At 57.2% G+C, this 15,145-nt stretch carries 16 protein-coding genes; 6 read left to right on the forward strand and 10 right to left on the reverse strand.

All coding sequences use genetic code 11. The features are described from left to right. Positions 1-2 precede the first annotated feature (2 nt). The 5 genes from ACR0BF_RS05935 to ACR0BF_RS05955 form a co-directional block, all read right to left on the reverse strand. Positions 3-1,070 (reverse strand): ABC transporter ATP-binding protein, encoded by a 1,068-nt coding sequence (locus tag ACR0BF_RS05935; protein ID WP_480624529.1) that lies wholly within the window; start codon positions 1,068-1,070, stop codon positions 3-5. A gap of 107 nt (positions 1,071-1,177) precedes the next feature. Then, positions 1,178-2,227: a methyltransferase domain-containing protein gene (locus ACR0BF_RS05940; protein ID WP_480624470.1), complete on the reverse strand. Its 1,050-nt coding sequence runs from the start codon at positions 2,225-2,227 to the stop codon at positions 1,178-1,180. Positions 2,228-2,333: 106 nt separating this feature from the next. After that, a complete protein-coding gene (locus tag ACR0BF_RS05945; protein ID WP_480624471.1) occupies positions 2,334-3,446 on the reverse strand; it encodes a hypothetical protein in 1,113 nt (370 codons plus the stop codon). Positions 3,447-3,448: 2 nt separating this feature from the next. Then, positions 3,449-4,228 carry an SDR family oxidoreductase gene (locus ACR0BF_RS05950; protein ID WP_480624530.1) on the reverse strand — a complete coding sequence of 260 codons (780 nt, stop codon included), beginning with the start codon at positions 4,226-4,228 and terminating at the stop codon, positions 3,449-3,451. Positions 4,229-4,300: 72 nt separating this feature from the next. Then, a complete protein-coding gene (locus tag ACR0BF_RS05955) occupies positions 4,301-4,663 on the reverse strand; it encodes a nuclear transport factor 2 family protein (RefSeq protein WP_267366520.1) in 363 nt (120 codons plus the stop codon). A 109-nt stretch (positions 4,664-4,772) separates the two neighbouring features. On the opposite strand from ACR0BF_RS05955, the gene ACR0BF_RS05960 reads away from it, so the two are divergent. The 4 genes from ACR0BF_RS05960 (at position 4,773) to ACR0BF_RS05975 (ending at position 9,629) form a co-directional block, all read left to right on the forward strand. Beyond that, the gene (locus ACR0BF_RS05960) at positions 4,773-6,377 is read left to right on the forward strand and encodes a peptide chain release factor 3 (protein ID WP_480517299.1); all 1,605 of its coding nucleotides are present in this window, start codon (positions 4,773-4,775) and stop codon (positions 6,375-6,377) included. A 49-nt stretch (positions 6,378-6,426) separates the two neighbouring features. Further along, the gene (locus ACR0BF_RS05965; protein WP_480624472.1) at positions 6,427-7,170 is read left to right on the forward strand and encodes a hypothetical protein; all 744 of its coding nucleotides are present in this window, start codon (positions 6,427-6,429) and stop codon (positions 7,168-7,170) included. Next, entirely contained in the window at positions 7,167-8,096 is a 930-nt protein-coding gene (locus ACR0BF_RS05970) for a glycosyltransferase family 2 protein (protein ID WP_480624473.1), read from the forward strand. The genes ACR0BF_RS05965 and ACR0BF_RS05970 overlap by 4 nt, the downstream gene beginning before the upstream one ends. A 186-nt stretch (positions 8,097-8,282) precedes the next feature. Next, on the forward strand, positions 8,283-9,629 hold the full coding sequence (locus ACR0BF_RS05975) for a DEAD/DEAH box helicase (RefSeq protein ID WP_480553711.1): 1,347 nt from the start codon (positions 8,283-8,285) through the stop codon (positions 9,627-9,629). Here the strand turns inward: ACR0BF_RS05975 and ACR0BF_RS05980 are convergent. The 3 genes from ACR0BF_RS05980 to ACR0BF_RS05990 are packed head-to-tail and all read right to left on the reverse strand — an operon-like array spanning position 9,626 to position 11,648. After that, positions 9,626-10,528 (reverse strand): EamA family transporter, encoded by a 903-nt coding sequence (locus ACR0BF_RS05980; protein WP_480473162.1) that lies wholly within the window; start codon positions 10,526-10,528, stop codon positions 9,626-9,628. The two genes, ACR0BF_RS05975 and ACR0BF_RS05980, sit on opposite strands and share 4 nt — an antisense overlap. A gap of 21 nt (positions 10,529-10,549) precedes the next feature. Further along, complete coding sequence (locus tag ACR0BF_RS05985; RefSeq protein ID WP_480473164.1) at positions 10,550-11,452, reverse strand: fatty acid desaturase; 903 nt, start codon at positions 11,450-11,452, stop codon at positions 10,550-10,552. Next, positions 11,445-11,648, reverse strand: a complete 204-nt coding sequence (locus ACR0BF_RS05990; protein WP_267366130.1) for a DUF2061 domain-containing protein — start codon at positions 11,646-11,648, stop codon at positions 11,445-11,447. The genes ACR0BF_RS05985 and ACR0BF_RS05990 overlap by 8 nt, the downstream gene beginning before the upstream one ends. Before the next feature lie 108 nt (positions 11,649-11,756). Between ACR0BF_RS05990 and ACR0BF_RS05995 the strand changes: the two genes are divergently transcribed. Together ACR0BF_RS05995 and ACR0BF_RS06000 are read left to right on the forward strand one after the other, a co-directional pair. Then, entirely contained in the window at positions 11,757-12,626 is an 870-nt protein-coding gene (locus ACR0BF_RS05995; RefSeq protein ID WP_480624474.1) for a helix-turn-helix domain-containing protein, read from the forward strand. 79 nt (positions 12,627-12,705) lie between these two features. Further along, complete coding sequence (locus ACR0BF_RS06000) at positions 12,706-12,888, forward strand: hypothetical protein (RefSeq protein WP_480493037.1); 183 nt, start codon at positions 12,706-12,708, stop codon at positions 12,886-12,888. A gap of 1 nt (position 12,889) precedes the next feature. Here ACR0BF_RS06000 and ACR0BF_RS06005 read toward each other — a convergent pair whose 3' ends face one another. Both ACR0BF_RS06005 and ACR0BF_RS06010 read right to left on the reverse strand, forming a co-directional pair. Continuing rightward, entirely contained in the window at positions 12,890-13,648 is a 759-nt protein-coding gene (locus ACR0BF_RS06005; RefSeq protein ID WP_480624475.1) for an SDR family oxidoreductase, read from the reverse strand. Next, positions 13,645-15,111: a carnitine 3-dehydrogenase gene (locus ACR0BF_RS06010; protein WP_480624531.1), complete on the reverse strand. Its 1,467-nt coding sequence runs from the start codon at positions 15,109-15,111 to the stop codon at positions 13,645-13,647. Before ACR0BF_RS06010 ends, ACR0BF_RS06005 begins: the two co-directional genes overlap by 4 nt. Positions 15,112-15,145 lie beyond the last annotated feature (34 nt).

The following is a 15,145-nucleotide window of genomic DNA, read 5'->3' on the forward strand; positions in this document are numbered from 1 at the left end:
GATCAGCGCCTTGTTTCGGGGAAAACGAAGCACTTGTCGCGGCGGATGGTCAGCCACATCACCCGGCCCGGACTGGGCACAAACACGTTTGGAACCGTAGCCCTGAGGGTCGAGCCATCATAGTCCATGCGAAACTCTACCAGGCTTTCATTTCCCAGAAATCGCGCGCGTTCGACGACACCACGGGCCGCAACACCGTCTGTTGGTGTCGGCAATGGCCCCTTGCCGTTGCGGTCAAAGTCCAGCTTGATGTGCTGAGGGCGAAAGACGATCTCGACATCCGTACCATTCGGAATGCCCGGTGCCAGGAACTGACCAAAGGGCGTATCCGCCAATGCGCCATTCACTTGCGCCCGCAAAACGTTGACATCACTGAAAAATGCCACCGCCGCCTTATCCGCGGGACGCGTATAGACGTTATAGGGCGCGCCCTGTTGCACGATCTTGCCACGCCGCATCAGGGCGATCTCGTCGGCCATGCGCATCGCTTCTTCCGGCTCGTGCGTGACCAGCAGTACAGCGGCATCTTCTTCCTTGAGAATGGCCAGCGTTTCGTCACGGATACCATCACGTAAACGGTTATCGAGGCCCGAAAAGGGCTCGTCCATCAGCATGATGCGCGGGCGCGGCGCCAGGGCACGCGCCAACGCCACGCGTTGTTGCTCGCCACCCGATAGTTGATGCGGAAAACCATCGATGAATCGCATCAGGTCGACCTTCTGCAACAACTCCTCGACCCGGGCGCGTTTTTCGTCCTTACTGCCCTTCAGACCAAAGGCCACATTTTTAGCCACACTCAGATGCGGGAACAGCGCAAAGTCCTGAAACATCAGACCGATCTCGCGCCGTTCCGGAGGCACCCGGAAGACGGTGTCGCAGATCAGCTTGCCATCAACATAAATCTCACCCGAGTCCTGCATTTCGACCCCGGCGATCATGCGCAACGTAGTGGATTTCCCGCAGCCCGACGGCCCCAGCAGACAGGTCACCTTGCCTGCCTGAACGGTCAGTGAAACATCATCCACAACAACCCGGCCTTCAAACCGACGGATAATGTTGCGAATTTCCAGACGCGGTGGAATTGCGTTACCTGTCACCGATGGACCCCGTTACCTTTCCCGATCAAATCCATCGGGCTTGAGCGGGGATAGCAACCCCGCCCCTCAGGTGCAAGGGATCAGCAACACCCGCCAGAAGCGACAGATGCACCCATGGCTTCAAACGGGCTTTCGCCACCACAGCCTTCGAAAATACCATAATGGGTCGAAAAATCGCCGATAAAGTCAAAATGACGGGCAAATCGCGTTTCTTTCAGCATCATCCAGGTATTGCCGCAAACCGGAAACACCTTGCCGGCTTCTATAACGTGGTGGTCATCCAGACCAAATTCATGCGGTGCGTTTGGCACGGTTCCCTTATAGATCACGGCTTGCCCATAATCTTCACAAGCCGGTTCCAATGCAGGTAGTTTGAACAGACGGTATGTCGCGGACAGGAACTTCAACGGCGCAACACGCTCTTCCAGTACGGGATTTTCGATCGTCAGCGGACGATGTGTCACGCGGCGCGGGTCGCCGAAACCGGCCGTTCGAGCCATTGACAGGAAATCATTCCAATAAAGCGCGCCGGACAGGCACTCGCCATAAAGAACTTCGTCTTCGGCCATCGCCTGCGGAATACGGCGGTCTGCATAGACATCCGAGAAATACATCTCGCCGCCCTCTTTCAACAACCTATGTGCGCCGCGCAGAACCGCATTCTTATCCGTGGCCAGGTTGATGACACAGTTCGAGACGATGATATCGAACGATCCGGGTTCCAGATCAAGCTCATCCAGTTTTTCTATATAGCCGTGATGGAATTCCACATTGCTGCGGGCATATCCAAATGCCTCGGCGTGATAATCCTGATGCGCGCGGGCGACGTCCAGTTGTTCGGGCGTCATGTCGACACCCACTACCCGGCCCGTCTTACCGACCATGACGGACAAGGCATATACATCCCGCCCGGCCCCACACCCCAGATCCAGGATCGACATGCCTTCAAGGTCAAGTGGGGCAATCAGACCGCAGCCATAGTAGCGAGTCAGAACGTCGTCATGAATCTTTGAAAGGATCTTTTTGACATGGTCGGGCATGTCGTCAGGCGTGCAGCACGCATTGGTCTGCAAGTCAGCACTGCTTTGCAGGACTTCACCATAATAGTTCTGCACCGATTCATGTTTCATCGCGCTTTTCCCTCGCAAATGGTCATGTACGAGCTAATGCAGCCGCCGGGGGTTCGCAATCAGGGGAAGGCGTTTTTGACGAAAGCGTGAGCGGTCCCGCGCGGTTTTACCCAAGCAGGTCGAAGTCCACGCCTGCACGAATTTTGCCATTTACCTGAACCTCCAGTCGGTGCGCGCCGGGAACCAACTTGAACGTTGTGGCATCACCCTTCAACTTGTGGCGTTTTTCCAGCGTCAGTTTCCCGTTCTTCAAAGCCGCCTGCTTCAACTTGTGCACCTTGGCTGAGATTTTCCCGCCAGGTCTTTGAAAATGAATGATATAGTCAACCAGAACTGGCAGCTCTCCGACCCCTTTCAAAGCGACGGAAAAGGCCAGAGCGTCACCAATCTGAGCTTCCGAATTAAGGTTGACCGCGACCTCGATGTCCGCGTCCGGGTCATAGCCTAACATCTTCATTGCTTCGGGATGCCCCGCTTTCACAAGCCCGCGCAGGGTGTGTGACGTCATCCAGTCCAGTTCGTCCTGAGTCTGATGACCCTGGTTGCGCCACGCCTTCAGACGATCCAATACCAGATCCGGGTCTTTCTTGGTGATGTCATTCAGGTGATTGGATACGGACCGGGTGACATATCGCGTCGCATCTATGTGCAAATTGTCCAGCAACGGCAGCGGGTCCTGCAAACCCAATACAACCGCCTGCCCCCATGGCAATCGGGGGCGCGTGCCTTCGCTGACCAATCTGCGCACATGGTAACTGTCATGAGAGCACCAGTCCTGCATCCGCCGCAATACCCGGTCCGGGTCGTGATTTAGGAACGGTCGGATTGCCCATTCCATGGAAAACCTCTGTGTCAGTTCCTCCATCATGTCCAATGCCAAATCGGTATGCTCAAGTCCTATGGTCGCCACCCACTCACCGACCGGCGCAAAGATGAAATCGCCAAAGTCGTCATCAGTCTTCGTTGGGTCCAAAGGTGCAGGCAAGGCACGCAGGATCGTCGGGGCAACAGCAGGCAAATCACCGGGTACCGCCTGTTGCAGGCATGTGGCGATCCAGATGATCCGATCCTTCAGCTCTAGATCCAGCAATCGCGACATGACCGCAAATCGGAATGCCGGGGCATCAAATTCTGCATGAGAATCGGAAAACAAACCACTGAGATAATTTACTTTCTCAGCGTTGAACATCTGATCTTTCAACGAAAACCCTTGTGCCATGGTCACATCGTCAAGTTGGTTGCGCCACCATCCAGCAGAATGTTCTGACCAACGATGAACCCCGCATGATGAGAGCACAGGAACGCGCAGGCTGCTCCGAATTCCTGCCGTGTTCCATAGCGTCGCGCGGGAATGGTTGCCGAACGGTTTGCGCGTGCGTCTTCGATCGAGATGCCTTGCTGGGAAGCCACGCCGCTGTCCAGTGCATCCGCACGATCCGTTGCGTGAATTCCGGGCAGCAGGTTGTTGATGGTCACACCATGCGGTGCAACCTGGCGTGAAGTTCCTGCGACATATCCGGTCAAACCCGTGCGGGCTGCATTCGAAAGCCCCAGCACCGCAATTGGCGCGCGCACGGATTGTGAGGTGACGTTCACCACCCGCCCCCAACCTTTGTCCATCATTCCGGGAAGCAGCGCTTTCATGAACGCAATGGGGGTCAACATATTGGCATCCAGCGCCTTGATGAAATCATCACGCTCCCAATCCGACCATAACCCCGGCGGCGGTCCACCGGCATTTGTCACAAGAATATCAACGCCCTGCGCCACTTCGATCACCTTCGCCTGCCCTTCCGCAGTCGTCACGTCACAAGCGACTGTTTGTACCTCGACGCCATGCTCTGACCTGAGGCGTGCCGCCTCGCTCTTCAAAGCGTCCGAACCACGCGCATTCATCACAAGATTTACGCCAGCCTCAGCCAAAGCCTCGGCACAGCCCAAACCCAGCCCTTTGCTGCTGGCACAGACCAGCGCGCGCTTTCCTTTTATACCAAGATCCATCGGATCCTCCCTGTCAGTCATTGCCGCATGTCTAGCATCGGCCAGACAGGGAAGACCAGAAATGGCTTGGGATCAGTAGAAGAACTCTTCCCGCACGATCTTGCCATCTGCGACGTGATAGACACCCACTTCACGCATATCGAAGGCTTCGCCGGTTTCCTTTACCTTGCCCTGCACTTCGAAAATCACCGCAAAACGGTCTTCGCCGTGTACAAACGGATCGCTGACCGAAGCGCCCGAAACCTCGTGGGCGCCTTCCCACCATTCATGTTTGCCTCGGATCGCATCACGCCCCTGTATTTCGCGCCCCATGCCTGAGTAATCGACCGCTTCAACAGAAACTGCGTCTGACGCATACAATTTCTCAAGATTTTCCTTGGCGCGGTCCTCGCGGCAGCCGGCCACCAACTCGTTGGCAATCTCTTTCAAATCCATTGGTCTTCTCCACAATTTGTTCACTATATGTTCTTATTGCCACAAGCCTATGATTCGAACCAGCCCCTTTGTCTTGCTTCGGCAGGATTCCCCGCCTATACGCGCGGTCATGCTTGATACCTCGAACCAACCTACCCTGCCGCCCGAGATTGCCCGTCGCCGGACATTCGCCATCATCTCGCACCCGGATGCGGGCAAGACGACGCTGACGGAAAAGTTCCTGCTTTACGGGGGAGCCATTCAGATGGCTGGTCAGGTGCGCGCCAAGGGCGAGGCACGGCGGACACGCTCGGACTTCATGCAGATGGAGAAGGATCGCGGCATCTCGGTCTCGGCCTCGGCAATGTCCTTCGATTACGGGAATTTCCGGTTCAATCTGGTGGACACGCCCGGCCACAGCGATTTCTCGGAAGATACCTACCGCACACTGACGGCCGTGGATGCGGCCGTGATGGTGATCGACGGCGCGAAGGGTGTCGAAAGCCAGACGCAAAAATTGTTCGAGGTCTGCCGCCTGCGCGATCTGCCGATTCTGACCTTTTGCAACAAGATGGACCGAGAAAGCCGCGATACGTTCGAGATCATCGACGAAATTCAAGAGATGCTGGCCATCGACGTCACCCCCGCCGCGTGGCCGATTGGCGTGGGTCGCGATTTTATCGGCTGTTACGACATGCTGCGTGACCGGCTGGAGCTGATGGACCGCGCCGACCGCAACAAGGTGGCCGAGAGCATCGAAATTAACGGGCTTGATGACCCGAAACTGTCGGAACATGTTCCTGCACACCTGCTGGAAAAGCTGCTGGAAGAGGTTGAGATGGCGCGCGAGTTGCTGCCCGCGCTGAACCCGCAGGCGGTGCTTGAAGGGCATATGACCCCGATCTGGTTCGGCTCGGCCATCAACTCGTTCGGCGTCAAGGAACTGATGGAAGGCATCGGCGCTTATGGACCACAGCCGCAGGTGCAATCAGCCGAACCCCGCCAGATTTCTCCGGATGAAAAGAAGGTCGCGGGCTTTGTTTTCAAGGTGCAGGCCAATATGGACCCCAAGCATCGCGACCGGGTGGCATTTGTCCGCATGGCATCAGGCCATTTCAAACGCGGCATGAAACTGACCCATGTGCGGTCGAAGAAACCGATGGCGATTTCAAACCCGGTGCTGTTTCTGGCATCTGACCGGGAACTGGCTGAAGAGGCCTGGGCCGGAGATATCATCGGCATTCCCAACCACGGCCAGCTGCGCATCGGTGACACGCTGACCGAGGGTGAGGCGCTGCGCGTCACCGGCATCCCCTCTTTCGCGCCGGAACTGCTGCAAGGCGTCCGTGCGGGTGATCCGATGAAGGCCAAGCATCTGGAAAAGGCCCTGATGCAGTTTGCCGAAGAAGGCGCGGCAAAGGTGTTCAAACCTTCAATTGGCTCAGGCTTTATCGTGGGTGTCGTCGGCGCGCTGCAATTCGAGGTGCTCGCCAGCCGGATCGAGATGGAATACGGCCTGCCAGTGCGTTTCGAGGCGTCTCAGTTCACGTCGGCCCGCTGGGTCAGCGGTGACAAGGCTGAGGTCGAAAAGTTTGTGAATGCAAACAAGCAGCACATCGCGCACGACCATGACGGCGACATTGTCTATCTGACCCGGCTGCAATGGGACATCGACCGGGTGGTTCGCGACTATCCCGCCCTGAACCTGACCGCCACCAAAGAGATGATGGTGTGATCCAACTGACTGATTGCACAGCCGAGTCTGCCTGTGCAATTCTGGGCGCATGAGCAAGGATGAACTGACTTTCCCCGGCGGTCTGCCCGACATGCTGGACAGGTATGAAAACCGGCGCAGCCCGTTTCAGTTCGTCACCACCTCGTTGCCTGACCTTGACATTGACCTTATTGAACTGGCCGGTCGCACATTGCCCGAAAGTGCGACAGTGCCCCCACCAAAGCCTAATACAAGCTGGGATCGAAAGCGCGCTCTGATTGCGCGGGAATTTGTCGGAAATTCGGAACTTGCTTTCCTGAATGCCCAGCTGATCTCGAACTTGCGAAAGCGCTCCTTCCCGCGTCACGCCCCGCTTCTGTTTTGTCGCCTTTGGGACGAACAGTCGGACCACCTTCTGTCCACGCTTGATTTGCGATGGCTGGTCTCGTCGGTTCAGACCTTTGCGGACCACGGTCAAACTGCAACTCAGCGCGAGGTTGGTCACGCTTTGCGCATGTTGTTCGGCATGATGAAGCTATATGAGTTCGAAAGGCGCTTTTCGGGGCTGACCCCGGAAACACCGTTTCAACACCAGAGTTTGAAAAGTGTCCCGCTGCCCTATCAGATGAAAGGGTTTTCCCTTGGAAGTGGCGGACTGGATGTCAATCTGATTGCTCCGGTCTGGACCAAGGCCCTAAGCGATACCACCATCGCGCCGTTGGTCGATCACTTGATGACCGAGCTCAACAGAGATCCCGGCGGTATCTTTCGGCGCCTGAAACGCATGCGCGAAGTGCGCGCGCAGCGCACATGACCACATGGGGTGTCGTGTCGATGGTCAGGGGCCCGACCGAAGATGTCCTTCGGTTCGTGGCCCATCACCTCGATCTGGGCGCCGAGACCATCTATATCTATCTGGATGAGCCGAACCAGCGCACGTTCGAGGCGCTGAAGACACATCCCGGTGTTTGCGTACAGGTTTGCGATGACGCCTATTGGCAAAAGCTAAAACGCACGCGACCGGAAAAGCACCAGGTTCGCCAATCGGTCAACGCAACATACGCCTATCGCGACACGCACCTGGATTGGCTGGTCCATATCGATGTTGACGAGTTTCTGTGGTCGCCGACCCCAATCTCGGATGTGTTGCGCGATATTCCGGACAAGGTTCACGCCGCCCGTGTCCGCCCAATCGAGGCGCTGGCAGGCGGCGAAGACCTGTACAAGGCTCATGTGCCACAAAGCCCGGCCCGTACAGAGTTGATTGAGATGCTTTATCCCAACTATGGGGCTTTCGTCCTTGGCGGGTTCCTAAGCCATGTACAGGGCAAGTTGTTTGTGCGCACGGGATTGAAACGTCTGAGTTTTCGTATCCACAACCTGTTTCAGAACGGGAAATTGCTACCGTGCAAATACGAGCTTGCTCAGGTCGATCTATGCCACCGCCACGCGCCGGACTGGGATCACTGGATTGCACATTATCCGTTCCGCATGGATCGCGGCTCGTATCAGGCTGGTATGGCCCCGAATGCCCCGCGCGAGATGGGGGGGCTGAACAAGAATGAATTGCTCAGCTGGATTGAATGCGAACACGGCGAGGATGGGCTGCGCGCGTTCTTCAACGAGATGAGCGGCGCTGACCCAGAAGTCCGCGCCCGGCTGGAGCAGAATGGGCTGATCCGCCACCGCGCATTGAATCTGGACGGGAAACTGGCGAAACACTTTCCCGGAAGCTGCTGAATTGTTGCGCAAAACTCGAACCTGTTTCAATCAAACCAAGATGCTGCGGTCTTCATTTGACCCCGACCCACGTATTTGTTATGTCCGCGTCCAAGCCGATATGCCGCATCACGGGCATGGCCATCCGGGCCCGGCACATCTTATACGCGCGGGCCAGGTCAAGTGTCCGCATTAAACCGGACTTACATGACAAAATTTAACGAACTGAACCTGAACCCGAAGGTCCTCAAAGCCATTGAGGAAGCCGGATACGAAACCCCAACTCCGATCCAGGCAGGTGCGATTCCACCCGCATTGGAAGGGCGCGATGTTTTGGGCATTGCCCAGACTGGTACTGGCAAAACCGCCAGCTTTGTTCTGCCGATGATCACACTGTTGGCCCGCGGTCGCGCACGTGCACGTATGCCACGTTCGTTGGTTTTATGCCCCACGCGTGAGCTGGCAGCGCAGGTAGCGGAAAACTTCGACACCTACACCAAGCACCTGAAACTGACCAAAGCACTGTTGATCGGCGGCGTCAGCTTCAAGGAACAGGATGCCCTGATCGACCGGGGCGTCGACGTTCTGATCGCCACGCCGGGCCGTCTACTGGATCATTTCGAGCGCGGCAAACTGTTGCTGACCGGTGTTCAGATCATGGTGGTGGATGAGGCGGACCGGATGCTGGATATGGGGTTCATCCCCGATATCGAGCGCATCTTCTCACTGACACCATTCACCCGGCAGACCTTGTTCTTCTCAGCGACAATGGCATCCGAGATCGAGCGGATCACCGATACGTTCCTGTCGGCCCCTGCCCGGATCGAAGTGGCCCGCCAGGCCACCGCATCCGAAACCATCGAACAGAGCGTCGTCATGTTCAAAGGTGGGCGCCGTGACCGCGAGGCCAGCAACAAGCGCGGCCTTCTGCGCGCGCTGATCGATGCCGAAGGTGACAAATGCACCAACGCGATCATCTTCTGCAACCGCAAGACAGATGTGGATATCTGCGCCAAGTCGCTGAAGAAATACGGTTACGACGCCGCCGCCATCCATGGCGATCTGGACCAGTCGCAGCGGATGAAAACATTGGATGGATTCCGTGACGGGTCCTTGCGCCTGCTGGTCGCCTCAGACGTGGCGGCACGCGGTCTGGATGTTCCGGCTGTCAGCCATGTGTTCAACTTCGACGTCCCCAGCCACCCCGAGGATTATGTGCACCGCATTGGCCGCACCGGTCGCGCCGGGCGCGAAGGCAAGGCCATCACAATCTGCTCGGGACGCGACGAAAAAGCACTGGTTGCGATCGAAAAGCTGATCCAGAAAGACATCCCGCGCATAGACAACCCGGTTCAGGAAGAGCCCAAGCCCGAACAGCCGAAGCCCGAGAAGAAGGCCAAGGCCCCCGAAAGCATGAAAGAAGGTAAAAAATATCGTGAGCCGAAGGGGCACAGTCGTGGGCGCAAGGAAGGCACCGGCCAGACCGTCGTGGGCATGGGAGATCACCTGCCCAGCTTCATCGCGCTTAGCTTTGACGAACGTCGCGCCAGCTAGATTGTCAGCACAAGCGCTAAAATCGAGAACCCAAGCAACATCATCCCGGCGATCTCGCGCCGGGTGATCGTTTCTCGGAAGAATAGGATCGAAGCCATGAGGCTAAAGATCAGCTCTACCTGCCCCAGAGCTTTGACGTAAGCCGCATTCTGCAAGGTGAAGGCCCAGAACCAGCAAAACGAGCCACCGAGGCTGGTCAGGCCGACGAACACTCCGGTATTCCGCGTCTGCCAGACTGCACGCAGTTCTGCGCGGTCGCGCCACAGCAGCCATATCCCCATGCTGGTAAACTGGAATGTCACCACCGCTGCCAGTGTTACCAGCGCCCGGAACCACGCATCGATATCGCCCAGTTGCAGTGAAGCCCCACGATAGCTGACGGCGGAAAACGCAAACAAAACACCTGATCCAAGCCCCAATTGCGAAGCCCGATTGGTCAGATGGCGCCACCAGGGTCCGTCCCCTCCGGGTGTTTTTGACAACAAAAGCACAGCCATCAACCCCAACAGGATCGCAAACAATGCGCCGCGCGATACACTGTCCCCCAGGATCAAAAAGCCAACAATCGCGGTCTGGATCACTTCGGTTTTCTTGAAGGTAATCCCAACGGCGAAATTGCGTTGTTTGAACAGCGCTACCACGCAGATCGTAGCAAGGATTTGCGCTGTCCCGCCGATGACCGCGTAAAGCCAGAACAAACTGCTGAGCCGAGGCATGCTCGCCCCAGTTATCTGCAACGCAACACATAGCCCGATAACGGCCAACGGCATAGAATAGGCAAACCGCGCAAAAGTTGCACCTGCAGCAGACAGCTTCACGCTGGCCAGGGACTTTTGCAGCATGAAACGCACAGTCTGAAAACTGGCGGCGGCTATGGTGACAGGAATCCAGAGACTCATGCCACCCGTTGTGTCGTTAAATCAAGGCTTTGGCCAGAGAGGATGTGGCACAGGGTCTTTTGCGCGAACGAAATACTGCCGGAAGATCTGTGCATAGGACCGGTAAACATAAGCCTCATTGCAAGCCAAGTACCTGTCCTTTCCGTCCCGGTACAACGATGGCAGGCGATACCAAGGAGCGGCCGGATTCATATGATGAACGACGTGCAGATTATTGTTTAGAAACAGAAAAGCCAAAGGTCCGCGATCTTCGATGATTACCGTGCGGGCGCGGGATTTTTCATGTGCACGATGTTCAAGAAACGTTCGGATCTTCAAAAGCGACAACCCCAGATAGGCTGCGATCAGATAGGCCCAGACCGGCATGGCCGATTGCGCAACCACCCACAGCACTGCCGCCGCACCGGGCAAATGCAAAGCCCATCCTAGCAGGATCGCCCTGTCCCCGCGCATAAATCCACGCCATTCGTCCCGCATAAACAGAACCTGACCAAGAGCAGGACCCAGCACCATCCGCCCCAACAGCGTGTTGTTCAGGCTCAGGATCATCTTCGCCAGCCGCGGCAATCCCGACCAGATATGCGGATCCAGATAATTCGATTCCGGGTCGTCATAAGGGTCCGTCAGGGTGGCATCCTGATGATGCGCCAGATGCAGGTCCCGAAAGCGGCTATACGGAATGGCCAATGTCAACGGCAGTGCCATCAACGTCTCGTTCAGCCATTTGGCACGAAAGGGGTGCCCATGCAGGGCTTCATGCGTCAGCGACGAATGCAGAGCCGCAACGACACCCAGAGCCGGGACTGCCAACCACAAGGATGCAAGCGCCAACCAAAACAAACCGGCAAGCCATGCCGCATAACACAAGACAATCAGGAATAACGTGCCCCATTCGGGTGATTTGGGTGCAGTGGGATCAGCCATTTCGTCCCCACGAAATGTTCGCCCAGATTCTTTCGTAAATCACGTACATCGTCAGGCCGATGGCCGTGTTCACCAGCGCCAGCGCCCCTCCTACAGCGGCCGAGCCTGTTGCCAACAAGCCCACCATTGTCATGATAGCCAACCCCATCGCATTCCAAACGATTGCTTTCACGACTGATCTTCGCCGCGTTTCCATTCCGAACCCCGTTCCTTTTTCTTACTCAAAAGCGTTACATCCGGACCCCAGTATTGGAAATTCTGAATATGATTAACAAAATTCAACAACTGTGATAAAAATCACGACATGCAGGAAAATATCGACAAACGCGACCGCGCCTCCCAGTTTCGTCTCCGCCTAGCCCGCGCGATGGAAGAGCGCCATGTCAGCCAAAGTGCCCTTGCGCGCTATATTGGCGTTGACCGCTCGACCGTTTCCCAATTGCTGACAGATCATGGCGCTCGGTTGCCCAACGCACATGTTGTTGGCGGATGCGCAGCGGCGCTTGGTGTATCGGCCGACTGGTTGCTGAGCCTTTCCGACAGGCCGGAAAGCGCGGCCGAGCTTCTGGCAAGCTCGCTGACCCTTACCGAGGCCCCCCGCGCCCTTGTCGATGAACGTATCTTCGAGTGGCATCAGGAGGCCGCCGGGTACAAAATCCGCTATGTCCCGGCCACCTTGCCCGACATGCTCAAGACGCGTGCGATACTGGAATGGGAATACGCCCCGCATCTGGGCCGGACCGCTGATCAAGCCATCGGCGCGTCGGCGGATCGTCTGACTTGGATGCGCAGCGCCCAGTCGGACTATGAGATCGCCATGCCGTTATTCGAATTCGAAAGCTTTGCAAACGGCACCGGGTATTATCAAGGTCTCAGCCCAGAGGTTCGGCTGGAACAGATCGATCACCTGTTGGCGCTGTGCGAACAGCTCTATCCGCGGATGCGCATCTATCTGTTTGATAAAAAACGGCTTTATTCGGCACCGGTAACGATTTTCGGCCCGCTACTCTGTGTATTCTACGCAGGAAGTCACTATATGGCCTTCCGCGACCGGGATCGGATCGAGACATTCTCACGCCATTTCGACACGCTGGTACGTGAGGCCGAAGTGGCCGCCCGGGATTTTCCAAACCACCTGCGTTGCCTCAGAACGGCGGTTTCCCGCGACGGGTGATGCAGCAGCGCTCAACCTGTGCTATTTTACTATGGCGCGAACCATAAGGCATTCCGAACACAGACGGAGGAGCATAGGAATGGACGCAATTCAAACCGCTCAATACGCACGTGCACTTTTTGCCGCCCATGGAGACCAAGCCGAGGCCGAAGCCGCGAAAAAAATGCGCGACTGCGAAGCTGCCGGGAATCGCCAAGAGGCCCAGGACTGGCAAGCGGTCCGTCGGACCATCCGCCAGATCCGTGGTCCAAACCAAGGCTGAGTTACAGTTTCGGGTCCGGGTTGACCGTGTGACCATCCACCGCGATCACCTGACCTGAAACCAGACGTGCCGCATCCGAGGCAAGGAATACTGCCATATTGGCGACATCCTGCGCTTCGACGAAGCGCCCCATTGAGGTGCCAGAGGCATAGCCCTGATAGACCTCGTCACGGGTCATGCCCTTGGCTGCGGCTTCACGGGTCAGGACGCCTTCCATCCGAGGGCCTTCAACTGCGCCCGGACAAATGGCATTGGCACGAATGCCATAGGGCCCCAACTCCATGGCCAGCGTCTTCATCAACCCAATGACGGCCCATTTTGCCGACGCATAGGGCGCACGGAACGGGTAGCCATACTGCCCGGCTGTCGACGAGGTCAGAATTATACTGCCCGCCCGCGCCGATTTCATCAGCGGCGCTGCATATTTTGCCGCCAGAAAAGCACCGTCCAGATTGACCGCGACACAAGCACGCCACGCGTCCAGATCAATTTCCTCAATAGCATTTGTCGGGCCGGCAATACCGGCATTGGCGCAGAGCACATCCAACCCGCCCGTCGACCTGATGGCGTTAAATACCGCGCGCATGTCAGCCTCGTCCGCAACATCCGCTCGGTGCCTGGTCCAATGTTCGGGCAAAGAATCCAACGCCGCCTGATCGATATCCGTGACCCGGACGTCATAGCCAACAGCGTCAAACGCCTCGGCCATGGCCCGGCCGACGCCTGACGCGCCAGCCGTCACCAGAACCCGGCGCGTCATGAAGGCTTCCTGATCGCCGCGCCTGCGCCTTCGGGGTAAGGCAACCCGGCCTGAGCCTCGGCAACCCGCGTCATAGCTACCTCAATTTCAGCAGATGGCGGGCTGGGGCGACGGGTTTCCAGACTGACATGCAGCAGAAAACTTTCGCCCGTGGCCAGCAGCTTGTCGCCCTCGTACATGCTGTGGAACACGTGCAGCTTCTTCCCCTGCCCCAACAGCATCTGCGTGCGCACGTCGATTTTGGCACCAGCATGAGCTTCATCCACATAACGGATATGGTTCTCCGCCGTGAAATAGCTGCCACCCGAGGCGATGTAATCCGCATCGCATCCAATGATTTCCATGAACCGATCGGTGGCGGCGGCAAAGGCTTCCAGATATTTCGCTTCGTTCATGTGGCCGTTGTAATCCGTCCAGTCCAGAGGAACAGCCCGCGACAGGGTCAGGATGGGCTGGCTCAGGTCCGCTTGATCCAGCGTCGGCAGCGCTCCGGGTTTCAACCGTGCATCATGTTGGTTCAGCACCGCACCCGCGCCGTAATTCTGCGCCTTGAGGGCCCGCATCATACCGACAAGGTTGTTATCGCGAATGCGCTCCAGCTCTCGGATCGAATGCATCCCGGATTGTGCGTCAGATTGATTGGCGATCAAATCGACCAGTTCGTCAGTGAACTCGGGAACATCCATCAACTTGGTCCAAGGCCATTTCAAGGCAGGCCCGAACTGCGCCATGAAATGCCGCATCCCCGCCTCGCCCCCGGCCACGCGGTAGGTTTCGAACAGACCCATCTGCGCCCAGCGGATGCCGAAACCCATACGGATGGCCTCGTCAATTTCTTCGGTTGTCGCGATGCCATCCTTGACCAGCCAAAGCGCCTCGCGCCAGACAGCTTCCAGGAACCGGTCGGCGATATGCGCATCGATCTCTTTTCGGACATGCAACGGGAAGAACCCAAGCGATTTCAACAGGTCCTGGGCCTGTTTGATCATCTCGGGCGGGTTCTTGTCCGTTGGTACAAGCTCGATCAAAGGTAGCAGGTAAACCGGGTTGAAGGGGTGCGTCACCACGATCTGCTCGGGGCGCAGCGCTCCGTCCTGAAGTTCGGACGGCTTGAACCCACTGGTCGAGGATCCGATGACCGCGCCCGGATCGCAAGCCTCCTGCAAGCCTTTGTAAACCTTCAGTTTCAAATCCAGACGTTCCGGCACACTCTCCTGTATCCAACGCGCACCCTTAACCGCTTCGGCCATGTCGCTGTGAAAGCTCAGCACACCCTCGGCTGGCAACGGAACGTCACTCAGCCCCGGCAAGGACCGTCTTGCGTTGTCCAGCACCTCGCCAATCTTGCGTTCCGCCTCGGGGTCAGGGTCAAACACCCGCACATCCCAGCCATTGAGCAGGAACCGCGCGGCCCATCCACCACCGATAACTCCGCCCCCAATAATTGCTGCCGTTTTCATGATTTCCCACCTACTGGCTGCGCATGTTTCATCTTTT

Source organism: Ruegeria sp. AG7, assembly GCF_056541545.1.

Bases quoted from the DNA above. Each gene is read 5' to 3' on its own strand.
- ACR0BF_RS05950 (WP_480624530.1), bottom strand. From the start codon at position 4,228: ATGGATCTTGGTATAAAAGGAAAGCGCGCGCTGGTCTGTGCCAGCAGC.
- ACR0BF_RS05940 (WP_480624470.1), bottom strand. From the start codon at position 2,227: ATGAAACATGAATCGGTGCAGAACTATTATGGTGAAGTCCTGCAAAGC.
- ACR0BF_RS05965 (WP_480624472.1), top strand. From the start codon at position 6,427: ATGAGCAAGGATGAACTGACTTTCCCCGGCGGTCTGCCCGACATGCTG.
- ACR0BF_RS05970 (WP_480624473.1), top strand. From the start codon at position 7,167: ATGACCACATGGGGTGTCGTGTCGATGGTCAGGGGCCCGACCGAAGAT.
- ACR0BF_RS05990 (WP_267366130.1), bottom strand. From the start codon at position 11,648: ATGGAAACGCGGCGAAGATCAGTCGTGAAAGCAATCGTTTGGAATGCG.
- ACR0BF_RS06005 (WP_480624475.1), bottom strand. From the start codon at position 13,648: ATGACGCGCCGGGTTCTGGTGACGGCTGGCGCGTCAGGCGTCGGCCGG.
- ACR0BF_RS05975 (WP_480553711.1), top strand. From the start codon at position 8,283: ATGACAAAATTTAACGAACTGAACCTGAACCCGAAGGTCCTCAAAGCC.
- ACR0BF_RS05985 (WP_480473164.1), bottom strand. From the start codon at position 11,452: ATGGCTGATCCCACTGCACCCAAATCACCCGAATGGGGCACGTTATTC.
- ACR0BF_RS06000 (WP_480493037.1), top strand. From the start codon at position 12,706: ATGGACGCAATTCAAACCGCTCAATACGCACGTGCACTTTTTGCCGCC.
- ACR0BF_RS05960 (WP_480517299.1), top strand. From the start codon at position 4,773: ATGCTTGATACCTCGAACCAACCTACCCTGCCGCCCGAGATTGCCCGT.
- ACR0BF_RS05980 (WP_480473162.1), bottom strand. From the start codon at position 10,528: ATGAGTCTCTGGATTCCTGTCACCATAGCCGCCGCCAGTTTTCAGACT.
- ACR0BF_RS05955 (WP_267366520.1), bottom strand. From the start codon at position 4,663: ATGGATTTGAAAGAGATTGCCAACGAGTTGGTGGCCGGCTGCCGCGAG.
- ACR0BF_RS05995 (WP_480624474.1), top strand. From the start codon at position 11,757: ATGCAGGAAAATATCGACAAACGCGACCGCGCCTCCCAGTTTCGTCTC.
- ACR0BF_RS05945 (WP_480624471.1), bottom strand. From the start codon at position 3,446: ATGGCACAAGGGTTTTCGTTGAAAGATCAGATGTTCAACGCTGAGAAA.